15 protein-coding genes and 1 tRNA gene are annotated in these 18,474 nt (G+C 63.7%); 9 read left to right on the top strand and 7 right to left on the bottom strand.

Annotated elements, in window-relative coordinates:
• Positions 1-660 precede the first annotated feature (660 nt).
• Positions 661-885 (top strand): helix-turn-helix domain-containing protein, encoded by a 225-nt coding sequence (locus tag CAQU_RS13315; RefSeq protein WP_084563263.1) that lies wholly within the window; start codon positions 661-663, stop codon positions 883-885.
• Between the two features lie 324 nt (positions 886-1,209).
• On the opposite strand, the gene CAQU_RS11220 is transcribed toward CAQU_RS13315, so the two are convergent.
• From CAQU_RS11220 to CAQU_RS11205, 4 genes are all read right to left on the bottom strand, one after another.
• Positions 1,210-1,280 (bottom strand) — tRNA-Gly (locus CAQU_RS11220).
• 106 nt (positions 1,281-1,386) lie between these two features.
• Positions 1,387-2,112: a DUF2785 domain-containing protein gene (locus CAQU_RS11215; RefSeq protein ID WP_075727794.1), complete on the bottom strand. Its 726-nt coding sequence runs from the start codon at positions 2,110-2,112 to the stop codon at positions 1,387-1,389.
• A gap of 114 nt (positions 2,113-2,226) precedes the next feature.
• Positions 2,227-4,290, bottom strand: coding sequence for a YhgE/Pip domain-containing protein (locus CAQU_RS11210; protein ID WP_075727792.1), 2,064 nt, complete (start codon positions 4,288-4,290; stop codon positions 2,227-2,229).
• On the bottom strand, positions 4,287-5,150 hold the full coding sequence (locus CAQU_RS11205; protein WP_075727790.1) for a hypothetical protein: 864 nt from the start codon (positions 5,148-5,150) through the stop codon (positions 4,287-4,289). Before CAQU_RS11205 ends, CAQU_RS11210 begins: the two co-directional genes overlap by 4 nt.
• Positions 5,151-5,653: 503 nt before the next feature.
• Between CAQU_RS11205 and dcd the strand changes: the two genes are divergently transcribed.
• From dcd to CAQU_RS11175, 6 genes are all read left to right on the top strand, one after another.
• Complete coding sequence (gene dcd / locus CAQU_RS11200; RefSeq protein ID WP_075727788.1) at positions 5,654-6,226, top strand: dCTP deaminase; 573 nt, start codon at positions 5,654-5,656, stop codon at positions 6,224-6,226.
• Entirely contained in the window at positions 6,227-7,033 is an 807-nt protein-coding gene (locus CAQU_RS11195) for an ABC transporter ATP-binding protein (protein ID WP_075727786.1), read from the top strand.
• Positions 7,033-7,680: an ABC transporter permease gene (locus tag CAQU_RS11190; RefSeq protein ID WP_075727784.1), complete on the top strand. Its 648-nt coding sequence runs from the start codon at positions 7,033-7,035 to the stop codon at positions 7,678-7,680. Before CAQU_RS11195 ends, CAQU_RS11190 begins: the two co-directional genes overlap by 1 nt.
• Before the next feature lie 4 nt (positions 7,681-7,684).
• Positions 7,685-8,308: an ABC transporter permease gene (locus CAQU_RS11185; RefSeq protein ID WP_075727782.1), complete on the top strand. Its 624-nt coding sequence runs from the start codon at positions 7,685-7,687 to the stop codon at positions 8,306-8,308.
• Complete coding sequence (locus tag CAQU_RS11180; protein ID WP_075727780.1) at positions 8,308-9,195, top strand: ABC transporter substrate-binding protein; 888 nt, start codon at positions 8,308-8,310, stop codon at positions 9,193-9,195. Before CAQU_RS11185 ends, CAQU_RS11180 begins: the two co-directional genes overlap by 1 nt.
• A gap of 200 nt (positions 9,196-9,395) precedes the next feature.
• Positions 9,396-10,691 carry a UDP-glucose dehydrogenase family protein gene (locus tag CAQU_RS11175; RefSeq protein ID WP_075727778.1) on the top strand — a complete coding sequence of 432 codons (1,296 nt, stop codon included), beginning with the start codon at positions 9,396-9,398 and terminating at the stop codon, positions 10,689-10,691.
• Here CAQU_RS11175 and CAQU_RS11170 read toward each other — a convergent pair.
• Both CAQU_RS11170 and CAQU_RS11165 read right to left on the bottom strand, forming a co-directional pair.
• Complete coding sequence (locus tag CAQU_RS11170; protein WP_075727776.1) at positions 10,688-12,007, bottom strand: YibE/F family protein; 1,320 nt, start codon at positions 12,005-12,007, stop codon at positions 10,688-10,690. The genes CAQU_RS11175 and CAQU_RS11170 overlap by 4 nt on opposite strands.
• A 57-nt stretch (positions 12,008-12,064) precedes the next feature.
• The gene (locus CAQU_RS11165; RefSeq protein ID WP_075727774.1) at positions 12,065-13,315 is read right to left on the bottom strand and encodes a pyridoxal phosphate-dependent aminotransferase; all 1,251 of its coding nucleotides are present in this window, start codon (positions 13,313-13,315) and stop codon (positions 12,065-12,067) included.
• Between the two features lie 102 nt (positions 13,316-13,417).
• Between CAQU_RS11165 and CAQU_RS11160 the strand changes: the two genes are divergently transcribed.
• Both CAQU_RS11160 and CAQU_RS11155 read left to right on the top strand, forming a co-directional pair.
• A complete protein-coding gene (locus CAQU_RS11160) occupies positions 13,418-14,002 on the top strand; it encodes a TIGR03943 family putative permease subunit (protein ID WP_075727772.1) in 585 nt (194 codons plus the stop codon).
• Complete coding sequence (locus CAQU_RS11155) at positions 13,999-15,000, top strand: permease (RefSeq protein ID WP_157109008.1); 1,002 nt, start codon at positions 13,999-14,001, stop codon at positions 14,998-15,000. Before CAQU_RS11160 ends, CAQU_RS11155 begins: the two co-directional genes overlap by 4 nt.
• Here CAQU_RS11155 and CAQU_RS11150 read toward each other — a convergent pair.
• Positions 14,997-18,458, bottom strand: coding sequence for a bifunctional proline dehydrogenase/L-glutamate gamma-semialdehyde dehydrogenase (locus tag CAQU_RS11150; protein WP_075727768.1), 3,462 nt, complete (start codon positions 18,456-18,458; stop codon positions 14,997-14,999). The two genes, CAQU_RS11155 and CAQU_RS11150, sit on opposite strands and share 4 nt — an antisense overlap.
• Positions 18,459-18,474: the final 16 nt, after the last annotated feature.

The raw sequence follows: 18,474 nt of genomic DNA, 5'->3' as shown, positions 1-18,474 counted from the left end.
GTCTCTCACACTGAGCTTTTGCTGCATTTGGATGCTTCGTCTATGTACCTGTTGCTTACGAACTGTTGGGATCTATTGACTCGAAGATAGCGACCTGGCTGCTTGGCGTCAGTAAAGTCAGTGCGGTACTCAAAACCGCGTCAACGCCTGAGAGCAACAGCCTGGGAGAAAAAGTAGAGTCTGTAGGCGCTTACGTAATGCAAACCCGTTCCCACTCATGGTGGGAGACCTCGTTCCCACCTTCCAGTGCCTCAATCACACCCTGACGGCGACAGCAGTGCCACTAACTCTGAACTCCGTGGCCATCACAAAACTGGATGAACTCGCCTCCGCCAGACCGTCCTCGGCTAACGAAGCACCCACACCGCACCCAACAGCCGACAGGCACGAAAAACCCGGGCACCCGCTTTTCCGCAATATCAAGGAAAACAGACCGCCCGGTCAGTGGCCGCGAGGAAACTGCTTGTATCCGTTTTGGGCTGGATAATGGATCCGATGATGGTGTGAAGTTCGGGGACATATCTGACATCTCCCCACCAGTACAGCCCCCACATGTCCCGGGACATACCTGACACAACCACGTTGCTAATCCAGAACGATCGCAATTACGAACACCCCCAATAGCCCCGTCGCAACACCACATACAACCGCAACAAAGCCATCATCGTCAGGAACCGCAACTGCCAATCCGTCACCGCCATCGCCAAAGCACTTAACCTCAGCCTCCAAACCATCTACACCATTCTCCGAGCCTACGAACGACACGGCGACCAAGGACTCAAACCCCAATCCACACCCCACCACCAGCACCAACACCTAGGCCCACACCCCAAACACAAAACACCCCACACCAAAAAATTCACCCAACCCCCACAACCGATGTAGCGCGACATAGTTCCGGCCACCATGAACACATCCGCACCCACAACCATCCAGACCTGAAAAACACCACACCTGCACCGCCCGCCTGCACACAACGCCCACAGCCCAGCAAGAGTCAGTTCACCCAACACCACCTCACAAACCCTCAGCCCAGCAAAAAATTCGCCCCAGTTGCAGAACCGAACCCCCAAAGTGTGGCCTCGCAACGACACTCATTGCGCGAAAAAACAGCGGCCCATTACACCGACCCGAGCCGATCTCAGCACCCCAGAAAATAGAAATGTAGCGCGACATTGTCTGGAACAATGTCGCGCTACATGACACGAGAGCCGATGACGGGAATCGAACCCGCGCCGCCTGCTTGGGAAGCAGGAGTTCTACCATTGAACTACATCGGCAGCTGAAGAAAACTCTCGTCGACGTTTTCGGAGAAAACACGCAACGAAGGAATCGTTCTTCTCGCGATGACTATACCAGTTCCCAACCGCGGATGTTTCTCTGGGGTCATGTAAGTGGTGTCGCATAGGGGCGAATCTGGTGCGTGATGCGGGTGATGCTTTCCCGAACCGCCTCGAAGTGCTGGTTAGGGGTGTTTTCTGGCAGGCCTTGGAGGATGGCGTTGAGGGTGATGGCGGTGTTGTGCTGCCAGGGGTGAAACTCTGTGCTGGTGGAGAGTTTTTCTTCGATGGGTTTTAGCCAGCGGTTTATGTCTTCTGGGCGGGTGTTGGGCTGTTGGGAAAGGGCGGCGAGGCTGATCAGGGCGGTTCGTGCTAGCCGGGCGTCTTCGTGGGCGGTGTAGGCGCCACCTGGGCCTAGCAGGCGGAGGCTGATGGTTTCCAGGCATTCGTTGGGGGCGAGGTGGTGGTGGGTGACCAGGCTGGCGAGGTAGTCCGCCCCGTGGGCGATGGCGTGGATCCATCCAATTTCTGGGTCGTATCCGCGGGTGTCTTCTTCGGTGAGGTACCACTGGCGCATGGTGGTGTAGGCGTGGTCGTGGTGGGTGCCGGATTCGCACAGGCAGCTCAGGATCAGGGTGAGGAAGGATTTTTCCCATACGCTTGCCTGCGCTGTGGCCAGCCGGCAGGTGGCGTGCTCGAGGATGGCGGTGCGGGTGGTGGGGTTGGTTTCTTTGGCGATGAGTTCTGCCAGGGTGTTGAAGGCTTTGTCGTCGCGGGTGTGTGCCTCGGGGGAGGCCAGTTCGGTGAGCAGGTGTGCGTAGCGGGGATCCATGGTGGTTGCTTTCGCGGGTGTGGTGGGGTTTCCACTGTAGTCATGGGCAAGGCCCCACCCGGGGTGGGCAGCGGGGCTGCGCGCTTTTCGGGTGGGGCCTTTTGGCGTGGGGGGTTAGAGGCTGATGGCCGGGTGGAGTCGTTTCATGGTCCAGAAGCGATCGCGGCGGGCGCATAGTGCGGTCAGTGCGATGCATAGCGCGGTGATGAAGGCGACGGCGCCGGCCGCAATCCAGATGCGGTGGTCGAGGTTGCCGTACATCAGTTCGCGGAAGCCGTTGACTGAGTAGGTCATCGGGTTGATGGGGTGCAGTACCTGGAACAGTTTGGGTTCTGTTTGGACGGGGTAGAGGCCGCCGGAGGACAGGATCATGAACATCAGCAGAGCCATGGCGGCCACCTTGCCGGGCCCGGGGCCGAGTGCCACGTTGAGCAGCTGGTTGAGGGCGGTGTACATGATGGAGACGCCGATGGCGAAGATGAATAGCCAGATGGGGTAGCGGGCGTCGAGGCCGACGGCCCAGAGGGTGACGGCGGTGATGACGGTTGCTTGGATGGCGGCGATGATGGCGCCGGGCAGCAGGCCGTCGAGGGCTGCGCGTAGCGGGGCGACGCCGGAGGCTACCGCACGGTTTTGCATGGGGCGCAGCAGCAGGAAGATGATCATGCCGCCGATAAACATGGCCAGGGAGAAGAAGAAGGGGGCGAGGCCGCCACCGAAGGTGTTTTCGCCGGCTTCGTTGCTGGAGGTCAGTTCCACCGGTCCGCCGAGGACGCTGGCGGTGCCTTCGCGTTGTGCTTGGCTCCAGCGGGGTACGGCTTCGGAGCCTTCCTTCAGCTTGGTGGCTAGGGTGTTGGAGCCGTCGGCCAGTTTGCCGGCGCCGTCGTCGAGTTGGGCGATGCCGTCGACGAGTTTGGTGGAGCCTTCGGCCAGGGGTTGGGTGCCTTCGTCGTGGAGGCGGTGTGCGCCGGAGGCGAGTTCTTGGGCGCCGGAGTTGAGTTGGTTGACGCCGTTGGTCAGTTCGCCGAGTTTGCCGGGCAGTTGTCCGGTGCCGGCGTGGAGTTGGTCGAAGCCGCTGCGGAAGGGGGCGTTGGGGTCGCCGAGCTGGTAGGCGAGTTGTTGGGTGCCGTTGGCCAGTTGGTTGAGCTGGCTGGTGGCGGGCGCCTGGGGTCCGAGTGCGGTGGTGTTGACTTGGGTGGCGAGCTGGTCGAGTTGGGCCACGGCGCGTTGCACGTCGGGGTTGGGGATGCCGCGCAGTTGGTTGGCGAGGTTGGTGATGTCGCGGGCGGCATTGCCTTGGACGGCGGTGACTTCGTCGAGGCGGCCTTTGAGCTGTTGGACGCCGGTGTTGATTTGGCCGGCGCCGTCGGCGAGCTGGTTGACGCCGCCGGATAGTTGGTCAACGCCTTGGGTGAGTTGGGTGAGTTTGCCGGTGGCTTCGGTGACTGCGCCGTTGAGTTGTTGGGTGCCGGCGGCGAGTTTGTCTGCGCCTTGGGCGAGTTCGAGGGATTTGCCGTTGAGTTTGTTGGCGCCGTCGGCGAGGTCGCTGGCCCCGTCGAGGGCTTGGTCGAGTCCGGTGTCGAGTTGGGCGGCGCCGCTGGCGAGGGCGTTGGCGCCCATGGCGGCTTGGTCGAGTCCGGTGCCGGCGGATTGGACGCCGAGCAGCACTTTGTCGATGGCTTGGGCGCCGATTTTGTTGGAGATGACCGGCAGCATGGTGCGCATGACGTTTTCGCCGATCATGGTGGACAGGTAGCCGTTGGCGTCGTTGTAGATGGTGTTGATGACGGCGCGGCGGGGCTGCCCGGTGGCGGGGGAGGCGACTGCCTCGGAGAAATCGGGGGTCAGTTCGACGACGAAGTAGTAGTCGCCTTGTTTGACTCCGTCGAGTGCTTCTTGGCGGGTGACGAAGTCGAAGTGGACTTGGTCGTTGTCTTTGAGCCCTTCGACGACTTCGTTGCCGGCGTTGAGGGGCTTACCGTCGACGACGGTGCCGCGGTCTTCGTTGACGAAGGCGATGGGGAGGTCTTTGACTTTGCCGAAGGGGTTCCAGAATCCCCATAGGTACAGTGCGGAGTACAGCAGGGGGATCAGGCACAGCGCCAGGATGGCGATGCGGCCCAGTTTGGAGCGTTTGAAGCGCCTGAGTTCGGTGCCGACGTTGAAACCGGAAATCACTGCTGGTTCTCCTCTGCTGTGCGGGTGTTCCGCGGGGTGTGGATGCTGTGCATGTCGCTGCGGATGGTGTCGACGAGGTCGCTGATGCCGCCGGCGTTTTCGGGCTGCAGGTGCCCGGCGTCGGTGAACAGCTCGATGAGCGTGTAGTGGGGCATGATTTCTTTGGGCAGCTCGTTGACGGCGTTGACGACGACGGGCATGGTTTCGGACAGTCGCGCCAGGATGCCGATGAGGACCAGCCGGTCGTCGATTTCGTGGACTTGTTCGATGTCGTCCATGACGAGCATTCGGATCTCGTCGCCGCCGGCCGGCGCCAGGGCGAGGGAGATGCGGATGAGGATGCGGTCGAGGCCGCTGATTTGGGAAACGTAGGCGTCAAGTGGTGGCAGGGTGCGGTCCCCGAAGACGGGCTCGCACAGGCGGCGGTAGTAGTCCTCGTCGGCTTTTTTGCGCAGGGAGAACCACGGCCGGGTCCAGGCGAGGTGTTCGGTGAACACGGTGGACAGTTTCACGTCGCGGTCGAGTTGGTCGATTTCTTCGACCCCGGCGATGGCGACGTGGCGGCGGAAGGCGCGCGGGTTGGTGTCGCCGAGCACCTCCAAGGTGCCGTTGTTGGGGCGCATGCGCCCGGAGATCGTCAGCGCAAGTGCGGTGCGCCCGGATCCGCCGCGGCCGGCCAGGACGGTTAGTCCTTCGCCGGGGATGGTGAAGTCCAGCGGACCGAACACCGGGCCCTGGTCGCCGGTGACGCCGATTCCTTCGGCGATGACGGCCGGGGTGGCGTGGTGGTGGTCAGACTCGGAGCGGTGTGAAGTCAGCCGCGCGGTGGTGGCGGCGGATGTATAGCGCGATGAGGACATGATGACTTTCACGAAGCATTAAAAGGCATGGAAATGGTTACAAACGCCCCACTATACCAAAAAAGTGAAAGAACTACTTTCACAACTGCGGCGCCCCACACCGCACCAAGCACTCACCATCCGCACTGCCCTGTCGAATCACCCCAAAAATGCCCGCTGAACAGCATTAACCACCCAAAACGTCCCAAAGCCGCAACAGCGCCCCCAAAAGGTCCAAGAAGGCCCAGTGAGACCACGGCGGACAAAAAATGAGTGCAGATTCGCTCATTGGTGCTGCAAAAACCACCACCCCCAACCCGCACACACCCTGTCAGCGCGCAGAAATACCCGGGCGAAAGCTGCGGGCACCACACCCGCAGGGGTGGTACCCCAACACCGGGTACGAAGCAGGCGCTGCGCAGGCAACAGACGCATCTGCCACACACCCCCAGGCGGCCGTTGGGGGGATCATGCACAGCTTTTCACCGGGCTGATGCGCGCATCATTCACTAAACTGGTGAACCGTGCTTCTTTCAGATCGCGATATTAAGGCCACCATCGATGCCGGCGAGCTCGTCATCGAACCCTTCGACCCCAAGCTCATCCAGCCGTCCAGCATCGACGTGCGCATGGACGGGCTGTTTCGGGTGTTCAACAACTCCCGCTACACCCACATCGACCCCAAGCTGCAGCAAGACGAGCTGACCACCCTGGTCGAAGTGCCCGCAGGCGAACCCTTCGTGCTGCACCCCGGCGAGTTCGTACTGGGAGCCACCCTGGAAAAATTCACCCTGCCCGCCAACCTGGCCGGCCGCCTGGAAGGCAAATCCTCCCTCGGCCGCCTGGGGCTGCTCACGCACTCCACCGCCGGCTTCATCGACCCGGGCTTTTCCGGCCACATCACCCTCGAACTATCCAACGTGGCGAACCTGCCCATCACCCTGTGGCCCGGAATGAAGGTCGGACAGCTGGCGTTGTTCGGCATGTCCAGCCCCGCCGAAACCCCCTACGGCGCCGGCAGCCTGGGCAGCAAATACCAAGGCCAGCGCGGCCCCACCCCATCCAAGGCCTACTTAAACTTCGTCGACGAGGAATAAATGATCTCCTTCGAACACGTCCAAGTCACCTACCCCGGGACAGACAAACCCGCAGTCAAAGACTTCAGCTACACGGTGCCCACCGGCACCACCACCGCCCTGGTGGGAAGCTCAGGTTCGGGGAAAACCACCCTGCTGCGGTGCATCAACCGGATGGTGACCCCCACCGCGGGGCGGGTGTGTATCGACGGAGAAGACATCGCCGACCGCGACCCCGTGGCGCTGCGCCGCTCCATCGGCTACGTCATCCAAAACTCCGGCCTGTTGCCCCACCGCAGCGTGCTCGACAACATCACCACCGTGCCCCGGCTGTGCGGCGAACCCAAAGACGCCGCCCGCGCCCGCGCCCTGGAACTGATGGACATCCTCGGACTCGACCGGGCACTCGCCAGCCGCTACCCCGGTGAACTCTCCGGCGGCCAAGCCCAACGCGTCGGCGTGGCCCGCGCCCTTGCGCACGACCCCAACATCCTGCTCATGGATGAGCCCTTCGGCGCCATCGACCCGCTAGTGCGCCGCGACCTGCAAGACGAAATCCTCAACCTGCAGCGCAAACTCAACAAAACCATCGTCTTCGTCACCCACGACATCGACGAAGCCTTCCTACTGGCCGACAACATCGTGCTACTGGAAAAAGGCGGCGTGATCGCCCAAGCCGGCAGCGCCGACGAGCTGATCACCAAACCGGCCAGCGACTTCGTCGCCGATTTCGTCGGCGCCCGCGACCGCCAAGTCACCATCGAAAAACGCGGCAACGACACCGTCGTCGTCGACCGCAACGGACGCGTCACCGGGCTGGTGTCCTAGTGCGTCTTTCCTGGATCCCCGACAACGCCGAATACATCTGGACACTGATCACCAGCCACATCTGGCTGTCCTGGCCACCCATCGTGCTCGCCGGACTGATCGCCCTCCCCCTGGGATACCTCGCCGCCGCGCGTCCCAAACTCCGCAGCCTCATCCTCGCCGGCTCCGGCATCCTCTACGCCATCCCCTCCCTAGCCGTCTTCGTGCTGCTACCCCCACTGATCGGCACCTCCATCCTGGCGCCAATCAACGTCGTCATCGCACTCACCCTCTACGGGCTCGCCCTCCAAGTGCGCAGCACCACCGACGCCTTCCTGCACCTGCCACCCGAACCCATCGCCGCAGCCAACGCCATGGGGTATCCGCGCCTGCGCCGCATCCTCACCGTCGACCTGCCCCTGGCCGCCCCCGTCATGCTGGCAGGCCTGCGCGTCGTCAGCGCCAGCACCATCAGCCTGGTCAGCATCGGCGCCATCATCGGCGTGCCCTCCCTCGGCAGCCTGTTTACCGACGGCTTCAACCGATCCTTCCCCACCGAAATCATCACCGGGGTGCTAGCCACCGTGCTGCTAGCCATCGCCTTCGACCTCATCCTCCAGCTCATCGGCTTCATCTGCCTGCCCTGGACCCGCCGAAAGGGGGCATAACACCATGTTGGACGCACTCCAAGGAGTCGACGTTGGCTGGCGACTCGCCCAACACCTGGGCTACTCCTTCCTCGCACTGGCCATCGCACTCATCATCGCCCTGCCCATCGGCCTGGCCATCGGCCACACCGGCAAAGGCACCGGCATCGTGCTCGCCACCAGCGGCGCCCTGCGCGCACTACCCACCCTCGGCCTCGTCACCTGGCTCGCCCTCGCCCTACCCATGGGAGTCACCCGCCCACTAGTGCCCGCCACCATCGTGCTCGTCGTCCTCGGCGTGCCACCCATCCTCGCCGCCGTACAATCCGGCGTGGCCGCCATCGACCGGCCCATCATCGACGCCGCCAACGCCATGGGCTACAGCCCCGCCCAAGTCATCCGCGAAGTCGAAATCCCGCTGGCCGCCGGACCCATCATCGGCGGCATCCGCTCCTCCATGCTGCAAATCATCGCCACCGCCACCATCGCCGCCTACATCGGCCTCGGCGGACTCGGCCGCCTCCTGCTCGACGGGCTCGCCGTCCGCGACTTCCCCCAAATGATCGCCGGCGCCCTCCTCGTCGCCATCAGCGCACTCGTCATCGACGCACCCCTGGCACTGGCACAAAAACGACTGGAGCACAACTAATGAAAAAGCTCCTCAGCGCACTGCTCGCCAGCCTCGCACTGGTTGTATCCGCCTGCTCCACCAGCCCCTATAGTGTTGGCGGCGACGGGATTACCATCGGGGCCGCCAACTTCCCCGAATCTGAAATCATCGCCCGCATCTGGGCCGGCGCCCTGCGCGACAACGGCTACGACGTCAACGTCATCCCCGGCATCGGCTCCCGCGAGGTCTACCTCGGCGCCGTCGAAGAAGGCTCCGTCGACATCGTGCCCGACTACTCGGGCAACCTCGCCCAATTCTTCGCCCCCAACCCCCTACCACCCGGCAGCGGGGAAGAAGACGTCGACCAAGCACTCAAGCAATACCTCCCCACAGACCTCAAAGTCGGCGCCCAAGCCCCCGCCGAATCCCGCGACTCCTACCGAGTCCTGCCCAGCCTCGGCATCACCAGCCTCGAACAACTCCCAGAAATCGGCGGATTCACCCTCGCCGGCAACCCCGAACTCGCCACCCGCCCATACGGCCCCGAAGGACTCCAAGAGCTCTACGGCGCCACCGAGATCACCATGCTGCCCATCGCCGACGGCGGTGGCCCACTAACCATCGCCGCACTATCCGCCGGACGCGCCCAACTCGCCGACATCTACACCACCAGCCCCACCCTCGACGACAAAGGCCAACCCCTCGACCTCGTCGAACTCGCCGACCCCAAACAACTCATCCTGCCCCAACACATCCTGCCTGTCGCCCGCAAGGAAGTCCCCGCCGAAGCACTCGCCGTCCTCGCCCGCGTCAACCAACAACTCACCACCGAAGACATGGTCGCCCTCAACACCCGCAGCATCGGCGAAGAAAAAGCCAGCGCCTACACCATCGCCCGTGACTGGCTCGCCGAGCACCCACACTAAAACCACCACCCAACCCCACCGGGCACAGCGCACACCACGGCCGCACACAACACCACACCGCAGCCCACACAAGCAGCACACACGCGCCCAATAGTTGTCGGCGCCGAAACATTTCACCCACCAACACCCAGCTCAACCCCACAAAGACACGGGGGTATACCAACCCCACAACACACCCAAACCCCACTAGGGTGGTGGCCATGAAAATGACCATGATTGGCACCGGCTACCTCGGCGCAACCCACGCCGCCTGCATGGCAGAACTCGGACACGAGGTCCTCGGCCTCGACGTCGACGAACACAAAATCACCCAACTCGCCGCAGGCACCACCCCCTTCTACGAGCCAGGCCTCGACGAACTCCTCGCCAAGCACACCCAATCAGGTCGCCTCCGCTTCACCACCGACCCGGCCGAAGCCGCCGAATTTGCCAACATCCACTTCATCGGCGTCGGCACCCCCCAACAAGCCGGCAGCTTCGCCGCCGACCTCAACTACCTGCACGCCGCCGTCGACAGCATCGCCGAACACCTGCGCGGCGAACACCTCCTCATCGGCAAATCCACCGTCCCCGTCGGCACCGCCGCCGACCTCCAGCAGCGCTACCCCCACCTGGAAGTGATGTGGAATCCAGAGTTTCTGCGCGAAGGGCACGCCGTCAACGACACCCTCCACCCCGACCGAATCGTCATGGGAGTCCGCGACGGCAGCACCGCCGCCGAAACACTCACCCAGGTCTACGCCCAACCAATTGCCGAAGGCACACCCGTCATCGTCACCGACCTGGCCACCGCCGAATTGGTCAAAACCAGCGCCAACGCCTTCCTGGCCACCAAAATCTCCTTCATCAACGCCGTCTCCGAAATCTGCGAAGTCGCCGGCGCTGACATCGTCGACCTGGCGCACGCCCTCGGATTAGATGATCGCATCGGGCCGAAATTCCTCGGCGCCGGCCTCGGATTCGGCGGTGGCTGCCTGCCCAAAGACATCCGCGCCTTCATGGCGCGCGCCGGTGAACTCGGCGCCAACGAGGCGCTGACCTTTTTGCGGGAAGTCGACGCCATTAACCTGCGTCGCCGCGAACACCTCGTGCAGATGGCCCGGGAAGCTTGCGGCGGCAACCTGATTGGGGTCCGCGTGACCGTCCTCGGCGCCGCCTTTAAACCCAATAGCGATGACGTGCGTGACTCCCCAGCACTGGCCGTTGCCGGCGCTTTGAACCTGGCGGGCGCCCACGTCACTGTCACTGACCCCAAAGCTCTGGCCGGCGCGCAGCGAGTGTTCCCCACCCTGGCGTATGAGGCCGACACCCTCACCGCGCTGCGTGGCGCCGACCTGGTGGTGCTCGCCACCGAATGGGACGAATACACCAACCTGGACCCGCAAGAGGTCAAAAAAATAGTGCGCCGCCCCGTCGTCATCGACGGGCGCAACGCACTAGATCGCCAGGCGTGGCGGGATGCCGGCTTCGACATCCACGCCATGGGGCGCGCCTAAGGGTGCATGTGGGTCGCTTCCTCTAAACGGCGGCGGCCCACCACCGTGAACGCGGCAATGATCGTGGTGATCGGCACCGCCAGCGCCAACGCCAGCGCACCAATCGCGGAACGCAACAGCTCCGTGGCCATCACATCGCTGGTAAACACCTGACCCAGCGGGCGATCAGCAACGCTGACTAGTAGCAGCAGCGGCAGTGCCGCACCGGTGTAGGACAACACCAGGGTGTACACCATCGAGGCAATGTGGTCGCGGCCGACCTTCATGGCGCCCTTAAACAGCCGCCACGGGTTGGCCTCCGGTTCGATTTCCGCCAACTCGTTAATGGTGGAAGCCTGCGCAATCGTCACGTCGTTGAGCACACCCAACGCACCGATGATGAAGCCGCACAGCATCAAACCGGTCACCGTCACATCCGGCAAATACAGCTGGATCAGCAAATTGTCCTCATTGCCCAAGCCACGCAAGTGGGAGGACGCAATAGCGTACTTCGCCAGCAGCGCCGCCAAGCCCAACGAAATGACCGTGCCGGCCAGCGCGGCGGATGTCTTCCACGAGAAACCGTGCACCAGGTACAGCACCGCGTACAGCACGGCGCTGCCGCACACCACGGCCAGGGCCAAAGGATCACCACCGCGCAGCAGGGCGGGTAGCAGGAAGAAACCCACCGCCGCCAGGGTGATGGTCAACCCCAGCAGGGAACGCGCACCACGCCACGCGCCCACCACGATGATTGCCAGCGCGGTGAGAATCGCCCAGAACAGCAGCGCGTTTTTACGCTGGTAGTCCGTGAAGGAGTACCCCACCGACCCGTCGGCGGCCTGTTGCTCGGCCATGCGGATCTGCTGGCCTTGTTCCAGGGTGGGGTCGCCCGGGTGGTTACCGATCATCAGCAGGGTACGCTTGCCGGCGTTTTGTCCGGAGGTGATGTCGACGATGGCGCGCTCGCAGCGCTCTTGGGAGCCCGCCAGCGGGGCCACGGGATTCTGGTCGAAAACCCGACCCACCGAGGGCGAATTACACGACCCCTGATCCCGGACCGCAACCACGCCATCGACCTGGTTTTGGGGTAGGGGAGAAGTGGTGGCGAATTCGGGTGCCACATTCGCCGGGGTGTCTTCCGGCCACAGCACCCACACTCCCACCGCGGTGGCGATGCCAGCGACGATGAGGAACACGGTCAGCACCCATTGCACGGGGGTGAACGGTTCCCGGTAGTCGCGGCCGGTGGCCCGCGCGGTGAAGGGACGCCACTGTGTAGAGCCCCACTCGGGCATATCTACCGGCGTCTCATCGGCTTTATGGTGTCGGCCCATGAGTGAAACTCTTTTCTTTTTCCAGTGGCTTTTTCTGAAAGACCCGGATAACTGTACCTACTGCTTGTAGGAAGCCAAGAAATTCCCCAGCCGGTCAATGGCGTTGGACAGGTCGTTCGCCCATGGCAGGGTGACCACGCGGAAGTGGTCCGGGGTGGGCCAGTTAAAGCCCGTACCGTGCACCAAGAGGATCTTTTCCTGCCGCAACAGGTCGAGCATCATCTGGGCGTCATCGTGGATGTCATACATCTCAAGATCAATCTTGGGGAACGCATACAAGGCGCCCATGGGTTTCACGCAGGACACCCCGGGGATCTCGTTGAGCTTCTGCCATGCCACGTTGCGTTGCTCGAGCAGGCGGCCGCCTTTGCCGGTGAGTTCGAAAATGGATTGGCGCCCGCCGAGCGCGACCTGGATGGCGTGCTGGGCCGGCACGTTCGGGCACAGGCGGGTGCCGGCGAGCAGTTCCAGGCCTTCGATGAATCCGGCCGCGTGGTTTTTCGGGCCGGTCAACACCATCCAGCCGGCCCGGTAGCCGGCCACCCGGTAGGCCTTCGACAGGCCGTTGAAGGTGATGGTGAGAACATCCGGCGCGACCTGCGCCATGGAGATGTGTTCGGCATCGTCGTAGAGAATGCGGTCGTAGATTTCGTCCGCCAGGATCAAAAGGTCGAATTCGCGGGCCACATTGGCGATGTTTTCCAGCACCTGGCGCGAATACACCGCTCCGGTGGGGTTGTTGGGGTTGATCACCACGATGGCTTTGGTTTTGTCGGTGACCTTGGAGCGAATGTCTTCGATGGAGGGGTTCCAGTCGTCGTCTTCGTCGCACAGGTAGTGCACCGGCTTACCGCCAGCCAGGGAGGTGGCGGCGGTCCACAGCGGGTAGTCCGGCTTCGGGATCAAAACCTCATCACCGTCGTTGAGCAGCGCCTGGGTGACCATGGAAATCAGCTCGCTGACGCCGTTGCCGAGGAACACATCGTCGACGTCGAAGGAGGGGAAACCTTCGATGACTTCATAGCGGGTGACGATGGCGCGTCGCGCGGGGATGATGCCCTTTGAGGTGGAGTAGCCCTGGGAGGTCGGCAGCGCGGCGATCATGTCGCGCATAATGACGTCGGGCGCGTCGAAACCGAAGATCGCCGGGTTGCCGGTGTTGAGCTTTAAAATGCGGTGGCCGTCCAGTTCGAGGCGTTCCGCCTCGGCGGACACGGGGCCGCGGATTTCGTACAGGACATCTTTCATCTTCTCCGACTGGTCGAAGATGCGCCGCGGGCGGCGGCGAGGAGTTTCGCTACTGGTCATTGCTCTAGTGTGCCACGTCACGGCACGCCGTGCCCCCTAGACTGGTCATGACATCGTTCACCACTAAACTCCCCCATCTACGCAATAGGACTGAGGAAAGTTATGCGCCTGCCGAGTGCCGATGCGTTATTGCTGCTTGTCATTGGCTGCACTCTTGGCGCCCTGTGGGCTACCGGCGCGGTGTACAACTATGTGCGTCCCTCCTACGCCAGTGCGGTGCTGGTCGCAGCGATCGTGGTGGTGTGCGCTGCGGTGTGGCAGTGGTGGAAAGGCAGCGTCCGCGCGGATGCCAATAATTGGGTGGTCATGCTGGTCCTGGTGCCCACCGCGCTGCTGGCGTTTGTGGGCGCACGTCCCTTGCAACCGACCGGCCCCGGTGAGGACATGCGGGGATTTTTAGAGCTTGCCCAGGACGATAGTGGCCAGCAAAGCCTGGTGGGGCAGCACGTGGATCTGGTGGGGCAGGTGTGGCCTACCCCGGATGATGAGTACACCCCGTGGACGTTGGTGCGCTATCGGATGATTTGTTGTGCCGCTGATGCTGTTCCTTATGGGATTCGGGTAGCTAGCCCGCCGCCACAGGATGGGCAGTGGGTGCGGGTGGAGGGCACCGTGGTTGAGAATCCTTTGCGCATTGTGGATGCGCGTGTGGTGCCGGTGAAGGCGCCGGAAAGGCCCTATCTGTGACTCGCGAAGCCCCCAGACATAGCGCGCCGCTTGCGGATAATCGTTTCCGGGCGCCCGCCCAGCCGGCTGTGGTGGAGCAGCCCGTGATGAGTGTCCGCGCCGCCATTATCGGCGCGATCGGCTGCATCCTGATCCTATTTTTTGCCCGCACCCCCATTTCCGATCGGGGCGCGCAGTGGTCCACCATCGTGGTGTCTTTGGTGGTGCAGGCGTTCCCGCTGGTGGTCTTGGGCAGTGTGCTGTCCGCCGCGGTGTCGGCCTACCTGCCGCCGCATTTTTTGCAGCGCATCTTGCCGGCCGGAAAGTTTTGGACGGTGCCCGCGGCGGCGGGCATGGGAGTTTTCCTGCCCACCTGTGAGTGTGCCAGCGTGCCGATTGCTAGTGGGCTGGTGCGGCGCGGATTGTCTCCGGCCGCCGGTATTGCGTTCATGCTGGCCGCCCCCGGGATTAACCCGCTGGTCGTGATCTCGACGTATTTGGCTTATCAGGCCACCCCTATGGTGGCGGTGGCTCGTTTTGCTGCCGGTTTTGTGGCGGCGTGCGCGGTGGCTTTTGCGTGTCGGCGCGCCCTTCCAGCGTCTGCTGAGCACTGCGAGCATCATCACCACCGCGAGTCTTTTGGGGAGACGTTTATTCGTGATGTTTTGCGCACCACCGCCTACTTGGTGTTGGGGTGCATGATTGCGGCCGCGTTGAAGGTGTTTATCCCCGCTGGGGTGATGCCTTGGCACAACCTGGTGCTGTCGGTGGTGGCGATGATGTTGCTGGCGATGGTGATGAGTATTTGTAGTGAGGCGGATGCTTTTGTGGCTGCTTCATTTACGAACGCCCCACTGCCGGCCCAGCTGGCCTTCATGGTCGTGGGACCAATGGTGGACATCAAGCTGGTTGCCATGCAGTGGGGCGCTTTTGGCCCGAAGACCACCTTGAGGGTGGTCGGGCTGAGCGTGGTGGCCGCGGCTGCGGCCACCACTGTGGTGTCGCTGGTGCTGTTTTAGACGCCGCGCACCACGCCGAAGCGGTGGCGGGTGTGGCTGACAGCCTGCTCCTGCAGCTGGTGCAGCAGCTCACGGCGACCGTCGGCTAGTGCTGGGCCGGCAAGGATGCAGGCCAGGGACTTCGCGGCCGCGTCGTACAGGCCGGCGGGAACTTCCCCGAGCACGCGGACGCGGGCGTTGTTGCGGGCGCCGATACGCGCGGCGAAGGCCTCGTCGGACAGGGTGTTTACGGCGATGCCGGGCACGTTGGTTTCCTCCGCGGAGGTGAACTCCAGGCGGGTGCCGGTCAGCAGGGAACCGAGGTGCAGGCGGATGGCGTCACGCATGTTGAAGCCACGGCCCAGGCGCACCTGCAGTGGCTCCAGCATGGGGCGGTAGCGGAAGACGTTGGATTCGCACACCAGGCCGGTCGGGTCGTGCTCGACGCCGAACTCGGTGGCCCAGGCGTGGGCGTCGCTGCTGGCGGCGTGGCGCAGCCACACCACGTCTTGCTCGCTCAGGCCGGCGGTGGCGGTGAGCTCCTTGAGGGCTTGGGCCACCTTCAGGGTGATGGTGGCCTGCGGCAGCAGGGCAGAGTCGACTTCTTCCCACCGGCCGAGGTGCGGCACGTAGTTCGGGCCGCCGGCCTTAGCGCCGGCACCGACGGCGGAGTCCTTCCAGCCGCCGAAGGACTGGCGCTGCACGATGGCGCCGGTGATGCCGCGGTTGATGTAGGCGTTGCCGACCTCCACGTGCTCCTTCCAGTAGGCGATCTCGTCCTCGTCGAGGGAGTGCAGGCCGCCGGTCAGGCCGTAGCCGGTGGTGTTTTGGATCTCGATGGCTTCTTCGAGGGTGTCGGCGCGCATGATGCCGAGCACCGGGCCGAAGCACTCGTTGGTGTGGAACCAGCTGCCGGGCTTGACGCCATCGCGCACACCCGGGGACCACAGGCGGCCCTCGGCGTCGAGCTGCTTGGGTTGGACCAGCCAGGTCTCGCCGGGCTCCAGCTGGGTCAGGCCGCGCTTCAGCTTCTCACCGGGGGCCTCAATCAGGCCGTTCATGGTGGTGGAAATGTCGGTGCCGGGGCCCACGTGCAGGGAGGTCACCGCATCTTTGAGCTGGCCGATGAAGCGCTTGGACTGGCCCATGGAGCCCACCAGGATGACCAGGGACGCGGCGGAGCACTTCTGGCCGGCGTGGCCGAAGGCGGACTTGTAGACGTCGGCGACCGCCAAATCCGGGTCGGCGCTCGGGGTGACGATGATGGCGTTCTTGCCGCTGGTCTCAGCGGACAGGCGCATGTCCGGCTTGAAGGAGGTGAACAGGCGGGCAGTGTCGGATGCGCCGGTGAGGATGACGTGGTCGACATCGGGGTGGGAGACCAGGCGCTTGCCGGCCTCACCCTCGTCGGCGTTGAGCAGGCACACCAGGTCCTCGCCGATACCGGCCTCGCGCAGCAAGGAGATCGCAACCTCGGCGCAGCGCACCACCTGCGGGGCCGGCTTGATGACCACGGAGGCACCGGCAGCCAGGGCAGCGAAGACACCACCCATGGGGATGGCGACGGGGAAGTTCCACGGCGGGGTCACCACAACCACCCGCGGGGACAGGAAACGCATGCCCGGGGTGTTGTCCAGCTTGCGGGCGGACTCGGCGTAGTAGCGGGCAAAGTCGATAGCCTCGCTGACCTCCGGGTCGGCCTCACCAACGGTCTTGCCGGCCTCGTGGGTCATCACGGTGATCAGCTGGCCGCGGCCGCGTGCCAGTGCCTCCGCGGCCTGGTCCAGCAGCGTGGCGCGCTCCGCGCCGGTTTTCTTGCCGAACTGCTCACCGGCAGCCACCGCGCGAGCAACGGCCTCATCAACGGCCGCCACATCGGTGACCCGCGGCGACTGCACCGCACCCGGGTCGGCCGCCAAAGCCTCGATCGCCCACTGGCGGTTTTGCGGCAGCGCCGGGTCGGTATCCGGCTCGCCCACGAAGTGGCCGGGCACGCTTCCGGAAGAACAACCCTGCTCGTCGCGACGATCCTGGGTTCGGTTCGGGCCGGCGAAAGTCTCCCAACGGTTAGCAACCGCATTGCGGAACACCCGCTCCTGATCCTGCAGCGGGGTCAAACCATCAGCGGCGGCGACCTCGGGAGCGAACAGGGCGTAGAGGAAGTTCTGGCTCGCACCGTTTTCCTCCAGGCGGCGCACCAGGTAGCTGACCGCCACATCGAATTCCTCGGAGTGCACCACCGGGGTGTACAGGATCAGATCCCCCACCACGTCGCGCACCGCACGCGCCTGCGCGGGCGCCATGCCCTGCAGCATCTCAATGTCGAGCTGACGCTCCACACCGCGGGCCTTGGCCAACTCGTGGGCGATAGCCACGGTGAACATGTTCTGGGAAGCGACACCCACCCGCAGCACATCAGCGTTTTCCGGCTGCAGGACATAGTCCATCAGGCGCAGGTAGTTCGCATCCACATCATCCTTGGTGAAGTAGGGGGCCTGCTCCCAATCGTGCAGCTCAGCCTCCACCTTCTCCATCGACAGGTTCGCGCCCTTGACCAGACGCACCTTCACCGGGGCGCCACCGGCCTTCACACGCTCGTGGGCGAACTCCAGCAGCTCCTGCAAAGCGTCGAAAGTATCCGGCAAGTAGGCCTGCAGCACGATGCCGGCCTCCAGGTTAAGGAACTCCTCCTCGGACAACAGCTCCTTGAACAGCTTCACCGTCAGGCCAAGGTCCTTGTACTCCTCCATGTCCAGGTTGATGAAGGGGTGCGGGGAACGAGAAACCGCCTGGCGGTACAGCGGGCGCAGGCGCTCCTTGAGGCGCTCGGTGTTGCCCTCAATGTCCCACGGGTTCAGCTGGGCGCACACGCTCGACGCCTTCACCGACACATAGGTCACGCGCGGGTTCTGCAGCAGCTTCACGGTGCGCTCCAGGCGGCTGGTGGCCTCCGCCTCACCGAGGACGGCCTCACCCAACAGGTTCACATTGAGGCGGAAACCCTCATCGGCAGAGCGGTCCAACAACGCGTTAAGCTGCTTGCCCTCCGCGTCGAGAACCAAGTGGCCCACCAGCTGGCGCAGGCGCTTACGGGCCAGCGGCATAGCGATACCAGGCACCCACGGCGCAACCACAGCACCACTAGACAGCAGCAGGTAGTCCAGGGTGCTCATGATTTCGTCCGGAACATTGGCACGACCACCCAGCGGGCTGGCCAGGTTCGCCAGCTCGCGGGCTGCGACCTTGTTGTCCTCGGGGCGGGCAACACGATCGACGAAGTCCATGGTGAAAGCAACACCATCAGCGTTACGCACCATGGCGGCCAACTGCTCGGTGGAAGCGGCTTCCTTCTTGGACGCCTGCTTGCCGGTGGCATCAATCCAGGTGTGGGCGAGCTGGACGGCGCGGTCGACGGCCTGATCCAGATCAGCGGAGTTAGCTAGCGGGGTGTGCGCAGCAGGATTACGGGTAGAAGACATGGGTTCTCCAGAAATT

The sequence above is a fragment of the Corynebacterium aquilae DSM 44791 genome (assembly GCF_001941445.1).
Taxonomy (GTDB): domain Bacteria; phylum Actinomycetota; class Actinomycetes; order Mycobacteriales; family Mycobacteriaceae; genus Corynebacterium; species Corynebacterium aquilae.
This window is presented reverse-complemented; position numbering and strand designations above follow the sequence as displayed.